General features: G+C 58.2%; 15 protein-coding genes. 11 read left to right on the forward strand and 4 right to left on the reverse strand.

The window, feature by feature from the left end; genetic code table 11:
* Positions 1–94: 94 nt before the first annotated feature.
* Positions 95–892: a xanthine dehydrogenase accessory protein XdhC gene (xdhC, locus tag B9Z48_RS01805; RefSeq protein ID WP_233260984.1), complete on the forward strand. Its 798-nt coding sequence runs from the start codon at positions 95–97 to the stop codon at positions 890–892.
* Positions 893–1,068: 176 nt separating this feature from the next.
* The gene (locus B9Z48_RS01810; protein WP_108376947.1) at positions 1,069–2,280 is read left to right on the forward strand and encodes a urate hydroxylase PuuD; all 1,212 of its coding nucleotides are present in this window, start codon (positions 1,069–1,071) and stop codon (positions 2,278–2,280) included.
* A gap of 52 nt (positions 2,281–2,332) precedes the next feature.
* Here the strand turns inward: B9Z48_RS01810 and B9Z48_RS01815 are convergent, their stop codons facing one another.
* On the reverse strand, positions 2,333–3,430 hold the full coding sequence (locus B9Z48_RS01815) for a YeeE/YedE family protein (protein ID WP_233260985.1): 1,098 nt from the start codon (positions 3,428–3,430) through the stop codon (positions 2,333–2,335).
* An 82-nt stretch (positions 3,431–3,512) separates the two neighbouring features.
* Entirely contained in the window at positions 3,513–4,577 is a 1,065-nt protein-coding gene (locus B9Z48_RS01820; RefSeq protein WP_233260986.1) for a YeeE/YedE family protein, read from the reverse strand.
* 103 nt (positions 4,578–4,680) lie between these two features.
* Here B9Z48_RS01820 and B9Z48_RS01825 point away from each other — a divergent pair, with 103 nt between their 5' ends.
* Both B9Z48_RS01825 and B9Z48_RS01830 read left to right on the forward strand, forming a co-directional pair.
* On the forward strand, positions 4,681–5,190 hold the full coding sequence (locus B9Z48_RS01825; protein WP_233260987.1) for a thioredoxin fold domain-containing protein: 510 nt from the start codon (positions 4,681–4,683) through the stop codon (positions 5,188–5,190).
* Between the two features lie 51 nt (positions 5,191–5,241).
* Positions 5,242–5,946: a Crp/Fnr family transcriptional regulator gene (locus B9Z48_RS01830; protein ID WP_108376949.1), complete on the forward strand. Its 705-nt coding sequence runs from the start codon at positions 5,242–5,244 to the stop codon at positions 5,944–5,946.
* Positions 5,947–5,965: 19 nt separating this feature from the next.
* Here the strand turns inward: B9Z48_RS01830 and B9Z48_RS01835 are convergent, their stop codons facing one another.
* Together B9Z48_RS01835 and B9Z48_RS01840 are read right to left on the reverse strand one after the other, a co-directional pair.
* Positions 5,966–6,544 (reverse strand): rhodanese-like domain-containing protein, encoded by a 579-nt coding sequence (locus tag B9Z48_RS01835; protein ID WP_108376950.1) that lies wholly within the window; start codon positions 6,542–6,544, stop codon positions 5,966–5,968.
* 127 nt (positions 6,545–6,671) lie between these two features.
* Entirely contained in the window at positions 6,672–7,604 is a 933-nt protein-coding gene (locus B9Z48_RS01840; protein ID WP_108376951.1) for a LysR family transcriptional regulator, read from the reverse strand.
* 108 nt (positions 7,605–7,712) lie between these two features.
* On the opposite strand from B9Z48_RS01840, the gene B9Z48_RS01845 reads away from it, so the two are divergent.
* The 7 genes from B9Z48_RS01845 to B9Z48_RS01875 all read left to right on the forward strand — a co-directional run bounded on the left by B9Z48_RS01845 (position 7,713) and on the right by B9Z48_RS01875 (position 16,510).
* On the forward strand, positions 7,713–9,092 hold the full coding sequence (locus B9Z48_RS01845; RefSeq protein ID WP_108376952.1) for a ribulose-bisphosphate carboxylase: 1,380 nt from the start codon (positions 7,713–7,715) through the stop codon (positions 9,090–9,092).
* A gap of 40 nt (positions 9,093–9,132) precedes the next feature.
* Positions 9,133–9,912 carry a CbbQ/NirQ/NorQ/GpvN family protein gene (locus B9Z48_RS01850; RefSeq protein ID WP_108376953.1) on the forward strand — a complete coding sequence of 260 codons (780 nt, stop codon included), beginning with the start codon at positions 9,133–9,135 and terminating at the stop codon, positions 9,910–9,912.
* Complete coding sequence (locus tag B9Z48_RS01855; protein WP_233260988.1) at positions 9,857–12,271, forward strand: nitric oxide reductase activation protein NorD; 2,415 nt, start codon at positions 9,857–9,859, stop codon at positions 12,269–12,271. The genes B9Z48_RS01850 and B9Z48_RS01855 overlap by 56 nt, the downstream gene beginning before the upstream one ends.
* A gap of 58 nt (positions 12,272–12,329) precedes the next feature.
* Positions 12,330–13,385, forward strand: a complete 1,056-nt coding sequence (locus tag B9Z48_RS01860; RefSeq protein ID WP_233260989.1) for an MBL fold metallo-hydrolase — start codon at positions 12,330–12,332, stop codon at positions 13,383–13,385.
* 98 nt (positions 13,386–13,483) lie between these two features.
* Positions 13,484–14,092, forward strand: a complete 609-nt coding sequence (locus tag B9Z48_RS01865; protein WP_108376956.1) for a TetR/AcrR family transcriptional regulator — start codon at positions 13,484–13,486, stop codon at positions 14,090–14,092.
* Positions 14,016–15,311, forward strand: coding sequence for an efflux RND transporter periplasmic adaptor subunit (locus B9Z48_RS01870; RefSeq protein ID WP_233260990.1), 1,296 nt, complete (start codon positions 14,016–14,018; stop codon positions 15,309–15,311). Before B9Z48_RS01865 ends, B9Z48_RS01870 begins: the two co-directional genes overlap by 77 nt.
* Positions 15,308–16,510 carry an ABC transporter permease gene (locus B9Z48_RS01875; protein WP_108376957.1) on the forward strand — a complete coding sequence of 401 codons (1,203 nt, stop codon included), beginning with the start codon at positions 15,308–15,310 and terminating at the stop codon, positions 16,508–16,510. Before B9Z48_RS01870 ends, B9Z48_RS01875 begins: the two co-directional genes overlap by 4 nt.
* Positions 16,511–16,519 lie beyond the last annotated feature (9 nt).

A 16,519-nucleotide genomic window follows, 5' to 3' on the forward strand; every position in this document is an offset into this window, starting at 1 on the left:
TTGAATCCTTCTCCTTGGCATACTCGGGGTTTGGCCGGGATTGTGGCATTGACAGCCAGGCTTGGCGAGTGCCTTTTTTGATGTGGGAATACTTGTGAACTGGACCTTGGCAGCGTTGGATCGATTGGCCCGTGAAGCGGCTGTGTGGGTGCTTGTGCAAGCCACCCAAGGCTCGGTGCCCCGAGGTCCTGGTACCCACATGTTGGTGTTTGCACAAGGTGAAGCAGGCACGATCGGGGGGGGGCATTTGGAGTTTCAGGCTTTGGCGCATGCACGGCGCTTGATGGTCGGGCTGACTGAACAAACGACCCTGCGCCAAGTGCTGGGCCCCAGTTTGGGGCAGTGTTGCGGCGGGGTGGTGAACTTGGCTTTTGAACGGGTGGGTGGTGCCGATGTGGCACGTTTGCGCACCTTGTTGATGCCCCCGCGCACCCCGTTGGCGCTGTTTGGCGGGGGGCATGTGGGCAAGGCTTTGGTGCACGCATTGGCCCCTTTGCCCTTTGCTGTGCGTTGGGTGGACAGCCGCGACGAAATTTTTCCGACCGATGTGCCTGATGGCGTGGACTGTGAGCACTCCAATCCGGTGCAGGCCGCCGTGTCCGATCTGGCCCCGGGCAGCCGGGTCTTGATCATGAGCTTCAGCCATGCCGAGGACCTGGACATTGTGGTGGCGTGCCTCAAACGTCAGCGAGCCCGGAACGACTTGCCTTTTGTAGGGCTGATTGGCAGTGCCACCAAATGGGCCACCTTTCGCCACCGGTTAGAAGACCGGGGCTTTAGCGCCGAAGAAATCGCCCACATCACCTGTCCGATTGGGGTGCCGGGCATCACGGGCAAAGAGCCTGAAGTCATTGCTGTGGCCGTGGCGGCACAACTCTTGCAGACACTTTGACGGGGTGCTGCTGGTTTTCCCTAGGCACAAGTGCAGAGGGAAGACTGGAAACCCAAGCTTAAACTGTATACACTTCGGTGCACTGGTCGCAGCGGCGCAGGAATCCTCGGGTTCATGTTCGCGACCGAATACCCGCTCACAGGGCCCGCGGTGGTGAGCCGGTTGGAGAATCCTTCATGGAATCGTATTTTCTGGAATGGGCCAATTTGTTGCTGCGATGGGTGCATGTCATCACCGCGATCGCCTGGATTGGTTCTTCGTTTTACTTTGTCTTTTTGGACAACAACCTGCAAAAGCCCAACTCGCCCGACTTGCTCGAAAAAGGCGTGGGCGGTGCCATGTGGGCCGTGCATGGTGGCGGTTTTTACAACCCGCAAAAATACATGGTGGCCCCCAAGATCATCCACACCAAACTCCATTGGTTTTATTGGGAAAGTTACTCCACTTGGCTGAGCGGCTTTGCGCTGTTCACGGTGCTGTACCTGTACAACGCAGGCACTTTTTTGATCGACAAATCGCTGATGGACTGGTCACCCGTGATGGCTGGCTCGGCCGCTGTGGGGCTGTTGGTGGCGTTCTGGTTGGTCTATGACACCATTTGCCGCGTGTTCGGTTTTCGCAAAAATGGCGAGTTGATCGTTGCGGGTTCGATGATCGTGGTGGTGGCATTTTGCGCATGGCTGGCCAATGAGCTGTTTGCTGGCCGCGCTGCCTTTTTGCTGGTGGGTGCCATGATCGCGACCGCCATGAGCGCCAACGTGTTTTTCTGGATCATTCCTGGACAGCGCAAAGTGGTGGCGGCCATGACGTCTGGTGAAACCTATGACGCCAATGCACTGGCCATCCACGGCAAGCGCGGCAAGCAACGCAGTGTGCACAACACTTATTTCACGCTGCCGGTCATCTTTGCCATGCTCAGCAACCACTACAGCTTTTTGTACACGCATGAACACCGTTGGGTGTTGCTGTTTGTGATGATGTTGGCCGGTGCCTTGATTCGTCAGTTCTTTGTGCAGCGCCACGCCTTCCATTTGGGGCGTGCCGCCAACCCTTGGCCCTTTGCTGCAGTAGGGGTGCTGATGATTTTGGGCGTGATCGTGGCCTTAAAGCCCGCTGCGCCCGTGGCTTCAGCCGCACCCGCTGCGCCTGTGGCTTTTGCCCAGGTCAAAGCCGTGTTGGAGCAGCGCTGCACCATGTGCCATGGCGAGCAAGTGCAAATGAAAAACGTGCGCCTGGACAACCCCGCCTTGGTCAAGCAACATGCGCAAAACGTCTACCAACAAGTGGTGGTGACCAAGCAAATGCCCATGAACAACAGCACGGGCATCACCGACGAAGAGCGCGCTTTGATTGGTCGCTGGTTTCAAGCAGGGGCCAAGGTCGATTGATCCAGGCAAAGCCTCTGGGCTGTGCGTTCCACGCACGCTCCAGCTGGCCACCTCAAGGGTGCTTGAGGCCAGCAGCAGGCAGGACGTTCGGTTTGGCCGAAGCGCCACCGTCCAGCCAGCGGTCCGTCAGGCCCGCGCCTGTCCACATGCCCACCAAACTTAGCCAAGCGGTCAGCGCAAAAATGGCCCCACCCGTCACGCCCGCGCCCACGGCGCAACCGCCTGCCAGCATGGATCCAAATCCCATCAAGATCGCGCCACCGATGTAGCGGCGCATGCTGTAACCGTCTGAAAAACCCTCCAGCTTCCAGTCGCCGCCAACCAGCGCTCCGATCAAGGAGCCGACAAACACACCCGGCATCAGACCAAAGTCAAAGCCCACATCCGGGGCTGGCCAATGCATCACGCGCATCAGCCACTCGGCCGAGGGGCCGCTGAAGGTCAGGCCCTGAATCTGAACCGGGTCAAAAGACTCGGCAGCCACCCACTGGCTAAAGCCCCAAGCGGCGGCCACTGACAAACCCGTACCCATGCCGCCCAGCCACATCCATACATTGCGTTGCGGGCTGCGCAGGGCAAAAAACAAGGCCGCAGCCAACCAGACGCCGCCCATGGCCAGGCCCGCCCAATGGTCCATACCCGCCAGTGCCAGCAGGTCACGCGGTGCACCACCCTCGACCGTCCACCAGCTGCTGATGTGCGTGCGCAGGGGCGACAAGGCCCCGCCCAAAGCCGCTTGGGCCGTGACCGCAAAAATCAAACCCGAGAGCAGGGCACGCAAATTACCATTGGCCGACAACACCAATAAACGGCTGGCACAGCCCCGTGTCATGACCATGCCCACGCCAAACAACAAACCGCCAATCAAAGCGCCCGAGATGCTGCCCTTGGCCGAAATCTGCCGCGCACTGCCTGTGTCCAGCCAACCCAAAAGCACCATCAGCTGCACGCCAATGACCGCTGAAGAAAAGGCCAACAGCCAAACAGCCAGTTTGTCGCCAAAGCGGCGGTGCCAAAATTCAATGACCGCTGCCCGCAGACAAAAGCGAGAGCGTTGCGCTAAAAATCCAAAAGACAAACCCAGCAGGCCACCCCCCGCAGCCAGCACGGTGCCTTGCCCATACGCCTCTAACCATTGCGCCATCGACATGGTTTTCTCCATTCATATCAGTGATTGCTGATATGAAATGTACGCTTTAACCGGTAGGGTGCAATTGACGCGGATCAAGCCTTCAGATCTGCCAGCCCATGCTGCGGTGAATGCGCCAAGACAAGCCTGCGCCCAACCAGATGGCGATCAGGGTCAACCAGGCGGTGAGTGAGAAGATCGAACCCCCAGACATGCCCGCACCCACGGTGCAGCCACCCGCTAACACCGCGCCAAAACCCATGAGCACCGCACCCGTCAGGTAGTGGCCGAGCTTGTTTTCGGTCTTGAAGCCCTCGAACTTGAAGTCTCCCCCCACCAAGGCACCCAGCAAAGAGCCCACAAAAGTGGCGGGCAACAAGCCTGCATCAAAGCCCCAGTTGGGGGATGTGCTGCTTGAGAGCGCCCGCATCAGCATCTCGGCCGATGCACCGCTGAAGCTTAATCCCTGAATTTGTACCGCCTCAAACGACTGGGAGGCTATGGCTTGCGTCAGGCCCCAACCCAAAGCAATGCTCAAACCGGCCACCATTGACCCGAGTGCCAAACCCCAGCGGTTTTGGTGAGTTTTGAAGAAAAAATACAAACCGAGCGCCATGGCCAGCATGGCCAACACCATGCCTCCATGAGGCCCCAAGCCCGAGGTATGCAACAAATCTCGCGAAGGCCCACCGTCAATGGGCCACCAACTGGCCAAAGTCTGACGGGCCGGTGCCAGCCAACCGGCGATGCTGGCTTGCACCGTGACGGCAAACACCAAGCCCGACAACAGGGCACGCAAATTACCGTTGGCCGACAAAATCAGCAAACGGCTGGCACAACCCCGCGTCAAGATCATGCCCGCGCCAAACAACAAGCCGCCCAGCACCGCGCCAGAAATGCTGCCTGCTGGACCGATGTAGCGCGAATCTACAGGCTTGAGCCAGCCCATCAGCACCAGCGCCTGGGAACCCACCAAGCAAGCACCAAAGGCCAACCACCACACACTGAAGCGGTCGCCGGTTCGGCCTTCGCAGCACTCCACCACAGCGGCACGGGCGCAAAACCGGGTTCGTTGGGCCGCGAAGCCAAAAATAAAGCCCACCAAAGCACCCGCCATGGCCAAAACATTTGAATCGCCCCAGGTTTCGAGCAAGCTTGCGAGATTCACGGTCGGCTCCAATAATTCACTGATTTCTTATATAAAAGGGCATTGCGTGTACAGTTGGATTCAACGCAACGAAAAACCCGCTATTGTCCACGGTTCGCAATTCATGGCCTCTTCTGTAAGCACATTTCCCTTGTTGGCCCAACGCCGCCGCGACTGGCTTGTGTGGACCGGTGCATCCTTGTTAATGCTGCCAGCGATGGCGCAAGTGTCGGCTGCCAAAGGGGGTGCCGCCACCTTGCCCGCTGCCCAATCACTGCCCGATGAACTGGCCAAAGCCCTCAAAAACAAGCAGCCTTTGATCGTCATGGTCAGCTTGGACGGCTGCGTGTTTTGCCGCCAAGCCCGGCAAAGCCACCTCTCGCCCATGCAGCGTGCAGGCGCTGCCATCGTGCAGGTAGACATGCGCAACAACCTGCCCGTGCTGGACTTTGCGGGCAAGCTCACCACCCACGACCAACTCACACGTCAGTGGAAAGTTTCCATCACACCCACGTTGCTGTTTTTTGGGCCTGGCGGCAAAGAAGTGGCTGAGCGCATGGAAGGGGCTTATCTGCCCGATTTTTACGGTCCATATCTGGAAGAGCGGATCGCGCAAGGGCGTAAGGGCCTGTAAAGTCAGCCCTTACCTCTGTTGAGGGCGCGGCAGACGTGCTAAATTCAAAACATGATCCCCATCAAGATTGACTCGGCCTGGAAAGGCACCTCGGACTGCCGCAACTGCGGCATCCGCGACATGGTGCTGTTTGCTGACCTGAATGAACAGGACTTTGGCGAAATCCACACCCCTATCGATGACATGGTGTTTGCGCCCGATTCGGCGCTTTACACCGAAGGTCAAACCGCCGTGGGCGTGTTCACGCTGCGCAAAGGCATGGTCAAGCTGGTGCGGGCCACCGCCGATGGCCGCGAACGCATCGTGCGCGTGCTGCGCCCCGGCGACGTGATTGGCCTTGAAGCCCTGGCCACCGCCCGCTACGACAGCGAGGCCATCGCCTTGGTCGAAGCCCAGGTTTGCCGCATTCCCTTGTCGGTGCTGCACCACCTGTCAGCCAACTCGCCCCGCCTGCACAAACGCCTGATGCAAAAGTGGCAACAAGCCTTGAAAGACGCCGACGACTGGCTGGCTGACTTGAACTTTGGATCGGCCCGCCAGCGTGTGGCCGCCCTGGCCCTGAAAATGCGCGACCCCGACCAACCCGGTATCACCTCGTTTTTTGCGCGCGATGACATGGGTGCCATGCTCGACATCAAACTCGAAACCGTCAGCCGCGAAATCAGCAGCTTGGTGCGCGATGGTGCCTTAAAGCCCTGCGACAAACAGGGCCGGCGCTATGAAATCACCAACGAAGTGTTGTTGCAGCGCCAGTGATTGAGGGTGAGTCAGCGGATTAAAACTCGTCTTTCACGCTGGTCAGGCCCAGGGCGTCCCAGTCCAGCATGCCGCCACGGTAGTAATAAATCTTGTTGGCCGGGAAGCCATCGCGTGTCATGGCTTTGATGGCCATTGGGCTTTGGGGGCAGACGGGGCCGTTGCAAAAGGCGTAGACTTTTTTGGCCGATGCGCAATCCCACTGGCTGCCATTTTTCTTGCAACCCAATTCGTTCATGCGGGCTGCCACTTCGGTGTAGGGGATGCCGACCGAGCCGGGAATGGTGCCTTTGACACGGTCGTTGGTGTCGCGCATGTCCAGCACGATGGCGTTGCGGTCACTCAAGGCTTCGAGGATTTCAATCTCGCCCACGGGGTGTACGCCGGGCACGGGCACCAGGGGCTGCAAGTTGCCGCCGTTTTTGGCACATGCGGTCATGGTGCGGGTGATGGTGACAGGCCCTTTGGCGGTCTGGACCACGACCGATTTTTGGGTGTCGATGATGTTCAAAGGCGTGCCCACGGCGATGGTGGCGGCTTGGCCAAAGGCCAGTCCAGAGAGGCTCATGCCCAAAATCCAGGCGGTGATGTTTTTCATGTGTTGTTCCGTTCGATCGACAAAAAAAGGCCTATGGCCCGGCGACAACGGGATTCTAAAAACGTGTGCCACAAAACGATTGATGCAAATCAATTCGTGTCCGTGCATGACCTGCAGGGTTCAGGTTTCAAGCTTTGGGCCAGTGCATGCCAAAGCGCTGCGCCAGGTGGCTTTCGGCTTCTTCGAGCATGAAGTAGCGAAAGGCCTCGGCCGCAGGCGAGAGCATTTTGGATTGGGTGTGCACCACGTTCCATGAGCGCAGCACGGGCGCGCCTTCCACATCGAGCATGCAGATCAGCTTGTGCTCCAGCTCCAGGCCAATGGTGTGCAGCGACAAAAAGCCCAGGCCCAGCCCCGCCATCACGGCCTGCTTGATGATCTCGTTGCTGTGCAGCTGGATTTTCAAGCGTGGCTCGACGTGTGTGTCTTCAAAAAACTTTTCCATGGCGGCGCGGGTGCCTGCGCCTTTTTCGCGCACGATGAAGTCATAGGGTCTCAGGTCCTCCACACGCAGGTGGTCGCGCTGGGCCAGTGGGTGGTCCACGGCCGAGACAAACACATGCGGGTGCGCCGCAAACGGCTCGGCCCGGGTTTGCAGCTCTTTGGGGGGGCGGCCCATCACGGCGATGTCGACCTCGCTGTTTTGCAGCATGCTCACAAGCTGGTCGCGGTTGCCAATCAGGATCTGGATGTCCACACCTGGATGCAGATTGCGAAAGTCAGCCAGCATGTTCATCAAAAAATACTTGGCTGTGCTGACAAAGCCAATCGTCAGCACCCCGGTTTCGGCCCGCTGCAAACGGGCTGCAGCGTCTTCGGCGTCTTTCACGGTGGCCAGAATTTTGCGGGCATAAACCAGCATGTACTCGCCCGTGGTGGTCAGGCTCACTTGCTTGCCGCGCCGGTCAAACAGGGGCATGCCCACATGGCCTTCGAGTTCCTTGACCTGCATGGTCACGGCGGGTGGGGTCAGGTGCAGGTTTTCGGCGGCACGCACAAAGCTCAGGTGACGGGCCACCTCGTTGAACACGCGAAGTTGGCGGAAGGTGGCGTTCTTCATTCAGTCTTTGCTTAATTTAGTTGCGATTAATATTGAATTTACCTTATTGCAGAAGATTTTTAAAGTCCAGTCATTGCCTCAACCCACAAATTTGACTGGAGACAGAAAATGGACCAAAGCGCACGTTATGCCGACCTGAGCCTCAAAGAAGAGGACCTCATCCAAGGTGGCCGCCACATTTTGGTGGCCTACAAAATGAAGCCCAAAGCCGGTTATGGCTACCTGGAGGCGGCCGCCCACTTTGCGGCGGAGTCTTCCACCGGCACCAACGTCGAGGTGAGCACCACCGACGACTTCACCAAAGGCCTAGATGCCTTGGTGTACCACATCGACGAAGCCACCGAGGACATGCGCATCGCCTACCCGATGGATTTGTTTGACCGCAATGTGACCGATGGCCGCATGATGATGGTCTCGATCCTGACTTTGGTCATTGGCAACAACCAGGGCATGGGCGACATCCAGCACGCCAAGATCCACGACATTTATTTTCCTGAGCGTGCCATCCAGCTGTTCGATGGTCCGAGCAAAGACATCTCGGACATGTGGCGCATCTTGGGCCGCCCCGTCAAAGACGGTGGCTACATTGCCGGCACCATCATCAAGCCCAAGTTGGGCCTGCGCCCCGAGCCCTTTGCGCAAGCCGCTTACCAATTCTGGCTGGGTGGTGACTTCATCAAAAACGATGAGCCACAAGGCAACCAGGTGTTTGCGCCCATGAAGAAAACCATCCCGCTGGTGGTCGATGCCATGAAGCGCGCCATGGACGAAACCGGCCAAGCCAAATTGTTCTCGGCCAACATCACCGCCGACGACCACTACGAGATGCGCGCCCGCGCCGACTTCATCCTGGAAGCCTTTGGCCCTGACGCTGACAAAGTGGCTTTCCTGGTGGATGGTTTTGTGGGCGGCCCCGGCATGATCACCACCGCACGCCGTCAATACCCCAACCAATACCTGCACTACCACCGCGCAGGCCACGGCATGGTGACCAGCCCCAGCGCCAAACGCGGCTACACCGCCTTTGTGCTGGCCAAGATTTCGCGCTTGCAGGGGGCCTCGGGCATCCACGTGGGCACCATGGGCTACGGCAAGATGGAAGGCGAAAACGATGACCGCATGATCGCCTACATGATCGAGCGCGACGAGTGCCAAGGACCTGTCTACTTCCAGAAGTGGTACGGCATGAAGCCCACCACGCCCATCATCTCGGGCGGCATGAACGCGCTGCGTCTGCCAGGCTTCTTCCAGAACCTGGGCCACGGCAACGTGATCAACACCTCCGGTGGTGGCTCATATGGCCACATCGACAGCCCCGCTGCTGGCGCGATTTCTCTGCGTCAGTCGTATGAGTGCTGGAAGTCGGGTGCAGACCCTATCGAGTTCGCCAAAGAACACAAAGAGTTCGCCCGCGCGTTCGCTTCGTTCCCCGGCGACGCTGACAAGCTCTTCCCAGGCTGGCGCGACAAGTTGTCCGCGCACAAGTAAAACGCCAGGCCCCAGTCCATCGCTTCACAAGGAACCCGACATGGCCAGTGAACCCCTGTACCACCCGCAAGGCGATGAGTTGGCTTTGTACGAAGCCGCTTATGCAGCGCGTTTGCCCGTCATGGTCAAGGGCCCCACGGGCTGCGGTAAATCGCGCTTTGTCGAGCACATGGCTTGGCGCTTGGGCAAGCCACTCATCACGGTGGCTTGCAACGAGGACATGACGGCCTCCGATTTGGTGGGCCGTTATTTGCTCGACAGCCAGGGCACGCGTTGGGTGGACGGGCCGCTGACACAAGCGGCCCGCATCGGGGCCATCTGTTATTTGGACGAAGTGGTGGAGGCGCGGCAAGACACCACGGTGGTGATTCATGCGCTGACCGACCACCGCCGCTGTTTGCCTATCGACAAAAAAGCCGAAGTGGTGCAAGCCCACCCAGACTTTCAATTGGTCATTTCGTACAACCCCGGCTACCAAAGCGTGATGAAGGATTTGAAACCTTCGACCAAACAACGCTTTGTGGCTTTTGATTTTGATTACCCCTTGCCCGATTTGGAAGCTCAAATCGTGGTGAGTGAAACGGGCATCGACACCGCCACAGCCACGCAGTTGGTGCGCATCGCGGGAGCAGCCCGTGCGCTCAAGGGCCACGGCCTGAGCGAAGGCGTGTCCACCCGCTTGCTGGTGTATGCGGCCCTGCTGATGCGCCAAGGTGTTGCGCCACGCGACGCTTGCCGCATGGCCATGGTGCGCCCCATCACCGATGACTTGGACATCCGACAAAGCCTGGACCATGCCATCGATGCCTGCTGGGGCTGACCCCACACCCAACACCAACGCGCCTTGGGCACATGACCCCCAAGTGTTGGCGGGCTGGCAAGCCTTGGACTGTGCTTTGCCCGCCGTGCGCCCTGTGTTTGAAGCCTGCGCACACGAAGCCATTGCGCGTCTGAGCCCGTCCTCTTTGCAGGCCTTTTGGCAGGGTGGTCGTCAGCTGGGCAAACTCGGCCGAGGCGCTGATCCTGTGCTGGCATGGCTGACCTATTGGCCCGAAGTGGTTGAAGCTTTGGGCGAGAGCGATGCGGAGCAAGCCTTCGAGGCTGTCATGGCCTTGTTGCTGCGCATGCACAAGTCGCCCAACAGTGCCGCGATGGCTCACTTGCTCACCAGTTTGGGGCCTGTGGCCCAGCGCTTGGGTGGTTTGTCTGTGTTGCAAGCGTATTTGCACACGGTGGGTCATTTCATGGATCGCACCACCGGATCTATTCATGGCCGACAAGCGACCTTGCCCAGCGCGGGTTTGCCTGAGTTGCTCTTGCAAGCCCCGCGACTGTTGCAAACACTGTCCTTGTCAGGCTGGCAAGCGTGGGTGGATTTTGGAGCGCGTGCGTATGCGCACCACCCACCCCAACAAGAAGACTACTTTGCCTTGCGTAGCCCCGACAGTTTGGCTGTGTTGCAGCGTGAACGCCACGGCATTTTGTTGCGTGATGTCGAGCGCACGCTCGGCCTGAGCCTGCAAGCCATGTGGCAATTGCAAGCGCATGTGCTGCCCCTGCCCACCGCACAAGTGAGTGCGGAGCACGGGGTGCAGGCTGTATCGGTCTTGCCCTGTTTGTTGTTGGAGTCCACCGACAAAGGGACCAGCTACGCCATGGGCTTGCCGGATGTGTTGGATGCGCGTGATGGCGTCAGCGCCTTGGACCGTTACCGCCTCATGGTGATGCACATGGCCGGACACATCCGTTGGTCCACGCCCTGCATTGCCGACAACTGGAGTCCGATGCAGAGGCTGGCGGTGGAGTGGTTTGAAGACACGCGCATCGATTGGCTTTTGATACGTATTTGGCCTGGCCTACGACACAGCTTGCTAGCACTGTACCCACCCGTGCAAGAGGGCGGCTGCAACGAGGCCACGCACGCCTGTGTGCTGCACCGCCTCAGTGTGTGGAGCCGCAGCGTTTTGGATGAACGCTTTGTGGTGCAAGACCCGCAACTGCGCGAATGGCGCGAGCGCTTCATGGCCTTGGTAGATGGGCAAGCACAGGGGGTCGGGCAGGGTACCGAAGCGGACCAGGTGAGCACGGCCCAAGTGGCGCAGTTGGCGCTGCAGTTTGTGGCCCGCACACGCCGCCCCAGCGATGCGCAGGCGCAAGTGCATTTCGAACACACGCAAGTGGACTGGCGTGACGACAACCGCCACCTGTGGCAATTCATCGAAGACGGTGACGAAGAAGACACCGCGCCCAGCCCCACACGATTGGCTGATGAAGAGCTGCACAGCTTGCCGCCGCAGCTCTACCCCGAGTGGGATTATTTGGCTGGCAGTGAGCGCCCCGACTGGGTGAGGGTGTTTGAATACCTGCACCCGCCTGCCCGTGCTGATGACATCGACCAGTTGTTGCTGCGTCATGCCGCACTGTCCAAACGTTTGCAACGTTTGCTCGATCAACTCAAACCCCAAGGCCGCACCCGCGAGCGGCATTTGGAAAACGGCAGTGAGCTGGACTTGGATGTGGCCTTGGCCGCGCACATCGACCTGAAAACGGGCCACACACCCAGTCACCGCGTGGAGCAACACATCCAACCCGTCGAGCGTGATGTGAGTGTGCAATTGGTGATGGATTTGTCGGCTTCGCTGAATGAAAAAGCGCCGGGCTCGGACCAAACCGTTTTGCAAATCAGCCAAGAGTCGGTGGCTTTGCTGGCGTGGGCTTTGCACCAGTTGGGCGACGCTTTGGCGATTGGCGGTTTTCATTCCAACACCCGACACGATGTGCGCTACATGCACATCAAAGGTTTTGAAGAGCCGTGGGCAGACCCTGTCAAGGCCAGATTGGCTGCGCTGGAGCCCGCTTACTCCACCCGCATGGGCGTGGCGATTCGCCATGCCGCGCGGACCTTGATCAAGCGCCAAAGCACCAAGAAAATTTTGTTGGTGCTCACCGATGGCGAGCCCTCTGACGTGGATGTGACGGATCCGAACTACCTGATGCACGACGCCCGCCAAGTGGTGCACAGCTTGCAAGCGCAAGGGGTGTTTGTGTGGTGCATTCAGCTGCACCCTGCGCACGAGGCGAGTGTGCGGCATGTGTTTGGTGACCATTGCACCTTGGTCGACCGGATGGGGCAGCTGCCCGAAACCTTGGCCAGTTTGTTCTTTAAGTTGACCCGTTGAGGCACCTGCAACTGCACAGGCGACAATTCCTTGGTACGCAGCAGAAAAAGTTTTTCTCTTGTCCATCCAATGGATTGATTTTGGTCAGGCCCGGCCTCAATACGCGGTGCCTGTGCTCGACGAGCAGACGGTTTGTGCGGTTGCGAGACTCAAGGAGATGAAGATGAATGGCAAACGGATTTTTTTGTGCACGCCACTCGCGCTGGGCTTGTGGGCCTGTATGGGGTGGGCACAAGCCGACGAGGCGGTGTATGTGCCGCGACCCGAACAGGTGAATGGCCCGGTGTATGCCATCGTGGGGCCTTTGGGCCAGAGAAGCCAAGCCAACGCCGGGCTCAATGCCAATTACGGGTTTGTGGTGACGCCTCAGGGGGTGATCCTGATCGACAGTGGGGCCAGTGCGCACAGTGCGGCGATGCTGGAGCAGGCGATTCAAAAAGTCACCCGCCAACCCGTGCGCTGGGTGCTCAACACGGGTTCACAAGATCACCGTTGGTTGGGCAATGCTTACTTTGCGGCCAAAGGTGCTCAGGTGCATGCCATGGCCGCAACGGTGAAGACCCAAAAAGTCTTTGCCGAGCAGCAAATCCTCAGCTTATCCCGTTTTGTGGGCGATCAGATGAAGGGGACCCAAGTCCAGCATGCCACGGTGGTTCATCCGGCAACGGAGGTGTCTTTGACCTTGGGTGGTGTGCAGTTGCAGTGGATACAAACCAATGCGCATTACCCGGGAGACACCATGATCCATGTGCCGTCACACGCCGTCGTGCTGACGGGGGATCTGGTCTATGTGGACCGTCTCTTGGGGGTGCTGCCGCAGTCCAATGTGCGCTATGCCAGTCAGGCATTTGAGCGTTTGCGCACCCTCGCGCCTCGGCACGTGGTCCCCGGCCATGGCCGCGTGACCGACATGGCGCAAGCGCAAAAAGAAACGGGCGACTATTACCGTTTTTTGATCACGCAAGTGGGTTCAGCGGCGCGCAATATGGAGCCCATGAGCGAGACCCTCGATACCCATGCGGCCCCCGCGCAATTCAAACACTTGCAGAATTTTGACGAGCTGCACCGCGCCAATATGAACCGCGTATTTGTGGACTTTGAATCCAACCCGTAGAGCACATGGCGAGCTGGCGATATGAAACGTTCCACACATAGCTAACCAAGGCCACGTCAGTCAATGTGGTAAAGTAATTGGTCAATTACTTTGCTGCCATGTCCACATCTGCACGAACCAAACTCAAAACTGAAGACCGACAAGCCGCATTGGTTCAGGCGGCACTGCAACTGGCTGCGCAGAGAAGCCCTGCGGACATCACAACCGGTGATTTGGCGGAGGTGATTGGCATCACACAAGGCGGTGTCTTCAAGCACTTCGCTAGCAAAGAGGCCATTTGGCTTGCCGTCACCGACTGGGCCCATCAATCCTTGATGGATGAATTGAATCGGGTTGCAAAAGCAGAAAGCACAGACCCATTGCAGGCGTTGAAGCAAGTTTTTTTAGCGCATATTCAATTTGTTTCGTCGTACCCGGGCGTGCCACGACTCATTTTTCAAGAGCTACAGCATGCCAAGCCAACGCCATTGAAAACAAAAGTGCAGCGCCTGATGGGCGACTACCGCGAGCTATTGATGGGCTTGTTAATGGCTGCACGTGAAGCACGCGTTATCAGCAAAGAAGTTGATACACAGGCAGCTGTTGTGATGTTGATCGGTGCAGTCCAAGGTTTGGTGATGCAAGCCTTGATTGCTGGAAGTTTTGACGGCATACACAGCAAAGCAGAGTCGATATTCACGATCTATGACGCAGGTTTGCGCGCGTGATGCACAACATGAAATGGGCAACCCTATGAAAATGATTCGACCCAACAAACAACAGTTCGTGCTAATTGCCGGCATATCGGCCTTTGTGGCATTTTTAGGATTTGTCGCATTCCAGATGGGGCCATTGGCCCCCACCAAGCTGACCGTCTCTCAAGTTAAAAGCGAAAGTTTGACGCCTGGTGTGTTTGGCATTGGCAGTGTGGAAGCGCGTCAAAGTTGGCTGATGGGGCCCACTCAGTCAGGTCGTGTTTTGAAGGTGCATGTTGATGTGGGGCAGTCCGTCAAAGCCGGGCAACTACTGGCCGAGATGGACCCTGTCGATTTAGACCAACGAATACAGGCACAAGAGGCGGCCTTGGCCAAAGCCAGTAGTGTTGAGATGGCAGCGAAAGCGCAAATGGCTGACAGCCTAGCCAAAAGAGAATTGGCCAGTGGCAATTTGGTGCGATACCAATCACTGGCAAAACAAAACTTCATCAGCTCAGCTGCACTTGAGGGTCGCTTACAAGAGCAGCACTCGGCGGATGCCGCGTATCAGGCAGCACAAGCAAATCTACAGGCGGCCAAGCAAGATGCCAATCGCCTACAAGCCGAGCGAGCAGGCGCAATGCTGCAAAAACAAAACAGCCGCTTGGTTGCACCCGCCGATGCAGTTGTGGTCAGTCGTGATGCTGAATCAGGCAGCACAGTGGTTGCTGGGCAACCCGTGCTCAGACTGGCCGATCCGAAAAGCCTCTGGGTGAAGTTGCGCGTTGACCAAGCTCGATCGGCTGGTCTGGCAAGTGGGTTGCCAGCTCAGATCGTGTTGCGTTCACAAGCCGCCAAGACATGGGTGGGCAAGGTAGAGCGGGTGGAGTTGCAAGCCGATGCGGTGACGGAAGAGCGCATCGCTCACATTGGTTTTGACAGCATACCGGACTCGCTATCGCTTGGCGAAATGGCTGAGGTGACACTTCAGTTGCAACCCATCGTCCAAGCCATGGTGTTGTCACAAGCCAGCGTGCAAACACACCAAGGACGCACGGGCGTGTGGCGTCTGAAAGAGGGCGAATTGGCATTCACCCCCCTGCAATTGGGCGCTTCTACTTTGGATGGGCGGGTACAGGTGTTGAGTGGGCTTGCTTTAAATGACACGGTGGTGGTGTACAGCGAAAAACCCCTGTCAGAAGGCAGTCGATTCAAAGTGGTGGACGCATTGGTTAAAAAGGCACAACCATGATCAGCCTCGCGGCTCGCGACATTCAGCACAGCTGGGCCAAATTTGTGTTGACGGGTTTGGGCTTGGGTTTGCTGATCGGCGTGACGCTCACCATGGCTGGGGTATACCGAGGCATGGTGGACGACGCGCAAGCGTTGCTGAGCAACAGCGGTGCTGACCTGTGGGTGGTGCAAAAAGATACACAAGGCCCCTACGCTGAGGCATCTAGCCTGAAGGACGATGTTGTGCGCAGCCTGGCGGGCATGCCGGGGGTGGCGATGGCAGCCAACATCACGTACTTCACCATGCAGGTCAAAGCCCTGGGCGGCAAAGAAGCCCGAGCGATGGTCGTTGGGATTGAGCCCGGTGCAGCTGGATTGCCGGGCCAGCCGAGCCATTTGCTGGCGGGGCGTCATCTCACACGCAGTCACTATGAGGCCGTTGCTGACATCAAAACGGGTTTGGGCCTCGGTGACAAAGTGGACATACGCCGTCACACGTACGAGGTAGTGGGTTTGACACGTCGCATGGTGTCCTCAGGCGGAGACCCCATGATCTTCATACCCATCAAAGATGCGCAAGAAGCTCAGTTTCTCAAAGACAACGACGCCATCGTCAACGACCGTGCGCGCACTGCGGCCAACCCCGCCTTCAACCGGCCTGCAGTGCCCGGCTTGTTGGATGCAGTGCAGAGCCTGCAAACCAGCAGTCGCAATGTCAATGCCGTGTTGGTGCGAGTCGCCGAAGGCTGGGAAAGTGATCGCGTGGCGGAGCCCATCAGGCGCTGGAAACACCTGAATGTCTTTACCCGTCCAGACATGGAAGACATCTTGGTAGATAAATTGATTGCCACATCGGCCAAACAAATCGGCATGTTTTTAGCTATCCTTGCGTTGGTGAGCGCAGCCATCGTGGCCTTCATCATTTACACCATGACGTTGGGCAAGATCCGCGAAATTGCCGTGCTCAAGTTGATTGGTACGCGCAACATCACCATCGCGTCCATGATCTTGCAGCAGGCTTTGGGCCTTGGCGTGATTGGCTTTGTGGTGGGCAAAGTGTCGGCCACGTTTTGGGCGCCTGTGTTTCCGAAATTCGTGCTCTTGCTCACAGGCGATGCAGTGGTTGGCTTTGTCGCTACTTTGTTGATTTGTGCACTCGCCAGCACATTGGCGATTCGCGTGGCGCTTCGCGTCGACCCGGCGCAAGCCATCAGTTAAGGCCATGAC

Origin of the sequence: Limnohabitans sp. WS1 (genome assembly GCF_003063265.1) — a bacterium.
In the GTDB taxonomy this organism is placed as follows: Bacteria; Pseudomonadota; Gammaproteobacteria; order Burkholderiales; family Burkholderiaceae_C; genus Limnohabitans_A.

Excerpts from the sequence above, each read along its gene's own strand:
- B9Z48_RS01875 (WP_108376957.1), top strand. The coding sequence starts at position 15,308 with ATGATCAGCCTCGCGGCTCGCGACATTCAGCACAGCTGGGCCAAATTT.
- B9Z48_RS01850 (WP_108376953.1), top strand. The coding sequence starts at position 9,133 with ATGGCCAGTGAACCCCTGTACCACCCGCAAGGCGATGAGTTGGCTTTG.
- B9Z48_RS01830 (WP_108376949.1), top strand. The coding sequence starts at position 5,242 with ATGATCCCCATCAAGATTGACTCGGCCTGGAAAGGCACCTCGGACTGC.
- B9Z48_RS01810 (WP_108376947.1), top strand. The coding sequence starts at position 1,069 with ATGGAATCGTATTTTCTGGAATGGGCCAATTTGTTGCTGCGATGGGTG.
- B9Z48_RS01815 (WP_233260985.1), bottom strand. The coding sequence starts at position 3,430 with ATGTCGATGGCGCAATGGTTAGAGGCGTATGGGCAAGGCACCGTGCTG.
- B9Z48_RS01855 (WP_233260988.1), top strand. The coding sequence starts at position 9,857 with ATGACTTGGACATCCGACAAAGCCTGGACCATGCCATCGATGCCTGCT.
- B9Z48_RS01865 (WP_108376956.1), top strand. The coding sequence starts at position 13,484 with ATGTCCACATCTGCACGAACCAAACTCAAAACTGAAGACCGACAAGCC.
- B9Z48_RS01845 (WP_108376952.1), top strand. The coding sequence starts at position 7,713 with ATGGACCAAAGCGCACGTTATGCCGACCTGAGCCTCAAAGAAGAGGAC.
- B9Z48_RS01825 (WP_233260987.1), top strand. The coding sequence starts at position 4,681 with ATGGCCTCTTCTGTAAGCACATTTCCCTTGTTGGCCCAACGCCGCCGC.
- B9Z48_RS01840 (WP_108376951.1), bottom strand. The coding sequence starts at position 7,604 with ATGAAGAACGCCACCTTCCGCCAACTTCGCGTGTTCAACGAGGTGGCC.
- B9Z48_RS01835 (WP_108376950.1), bottom strand. The coding sequence starts at position 6,544 with ATGAAAAACATCACCGCCTGGATTTTGGGCATGAGCCTCTCTGGACTG.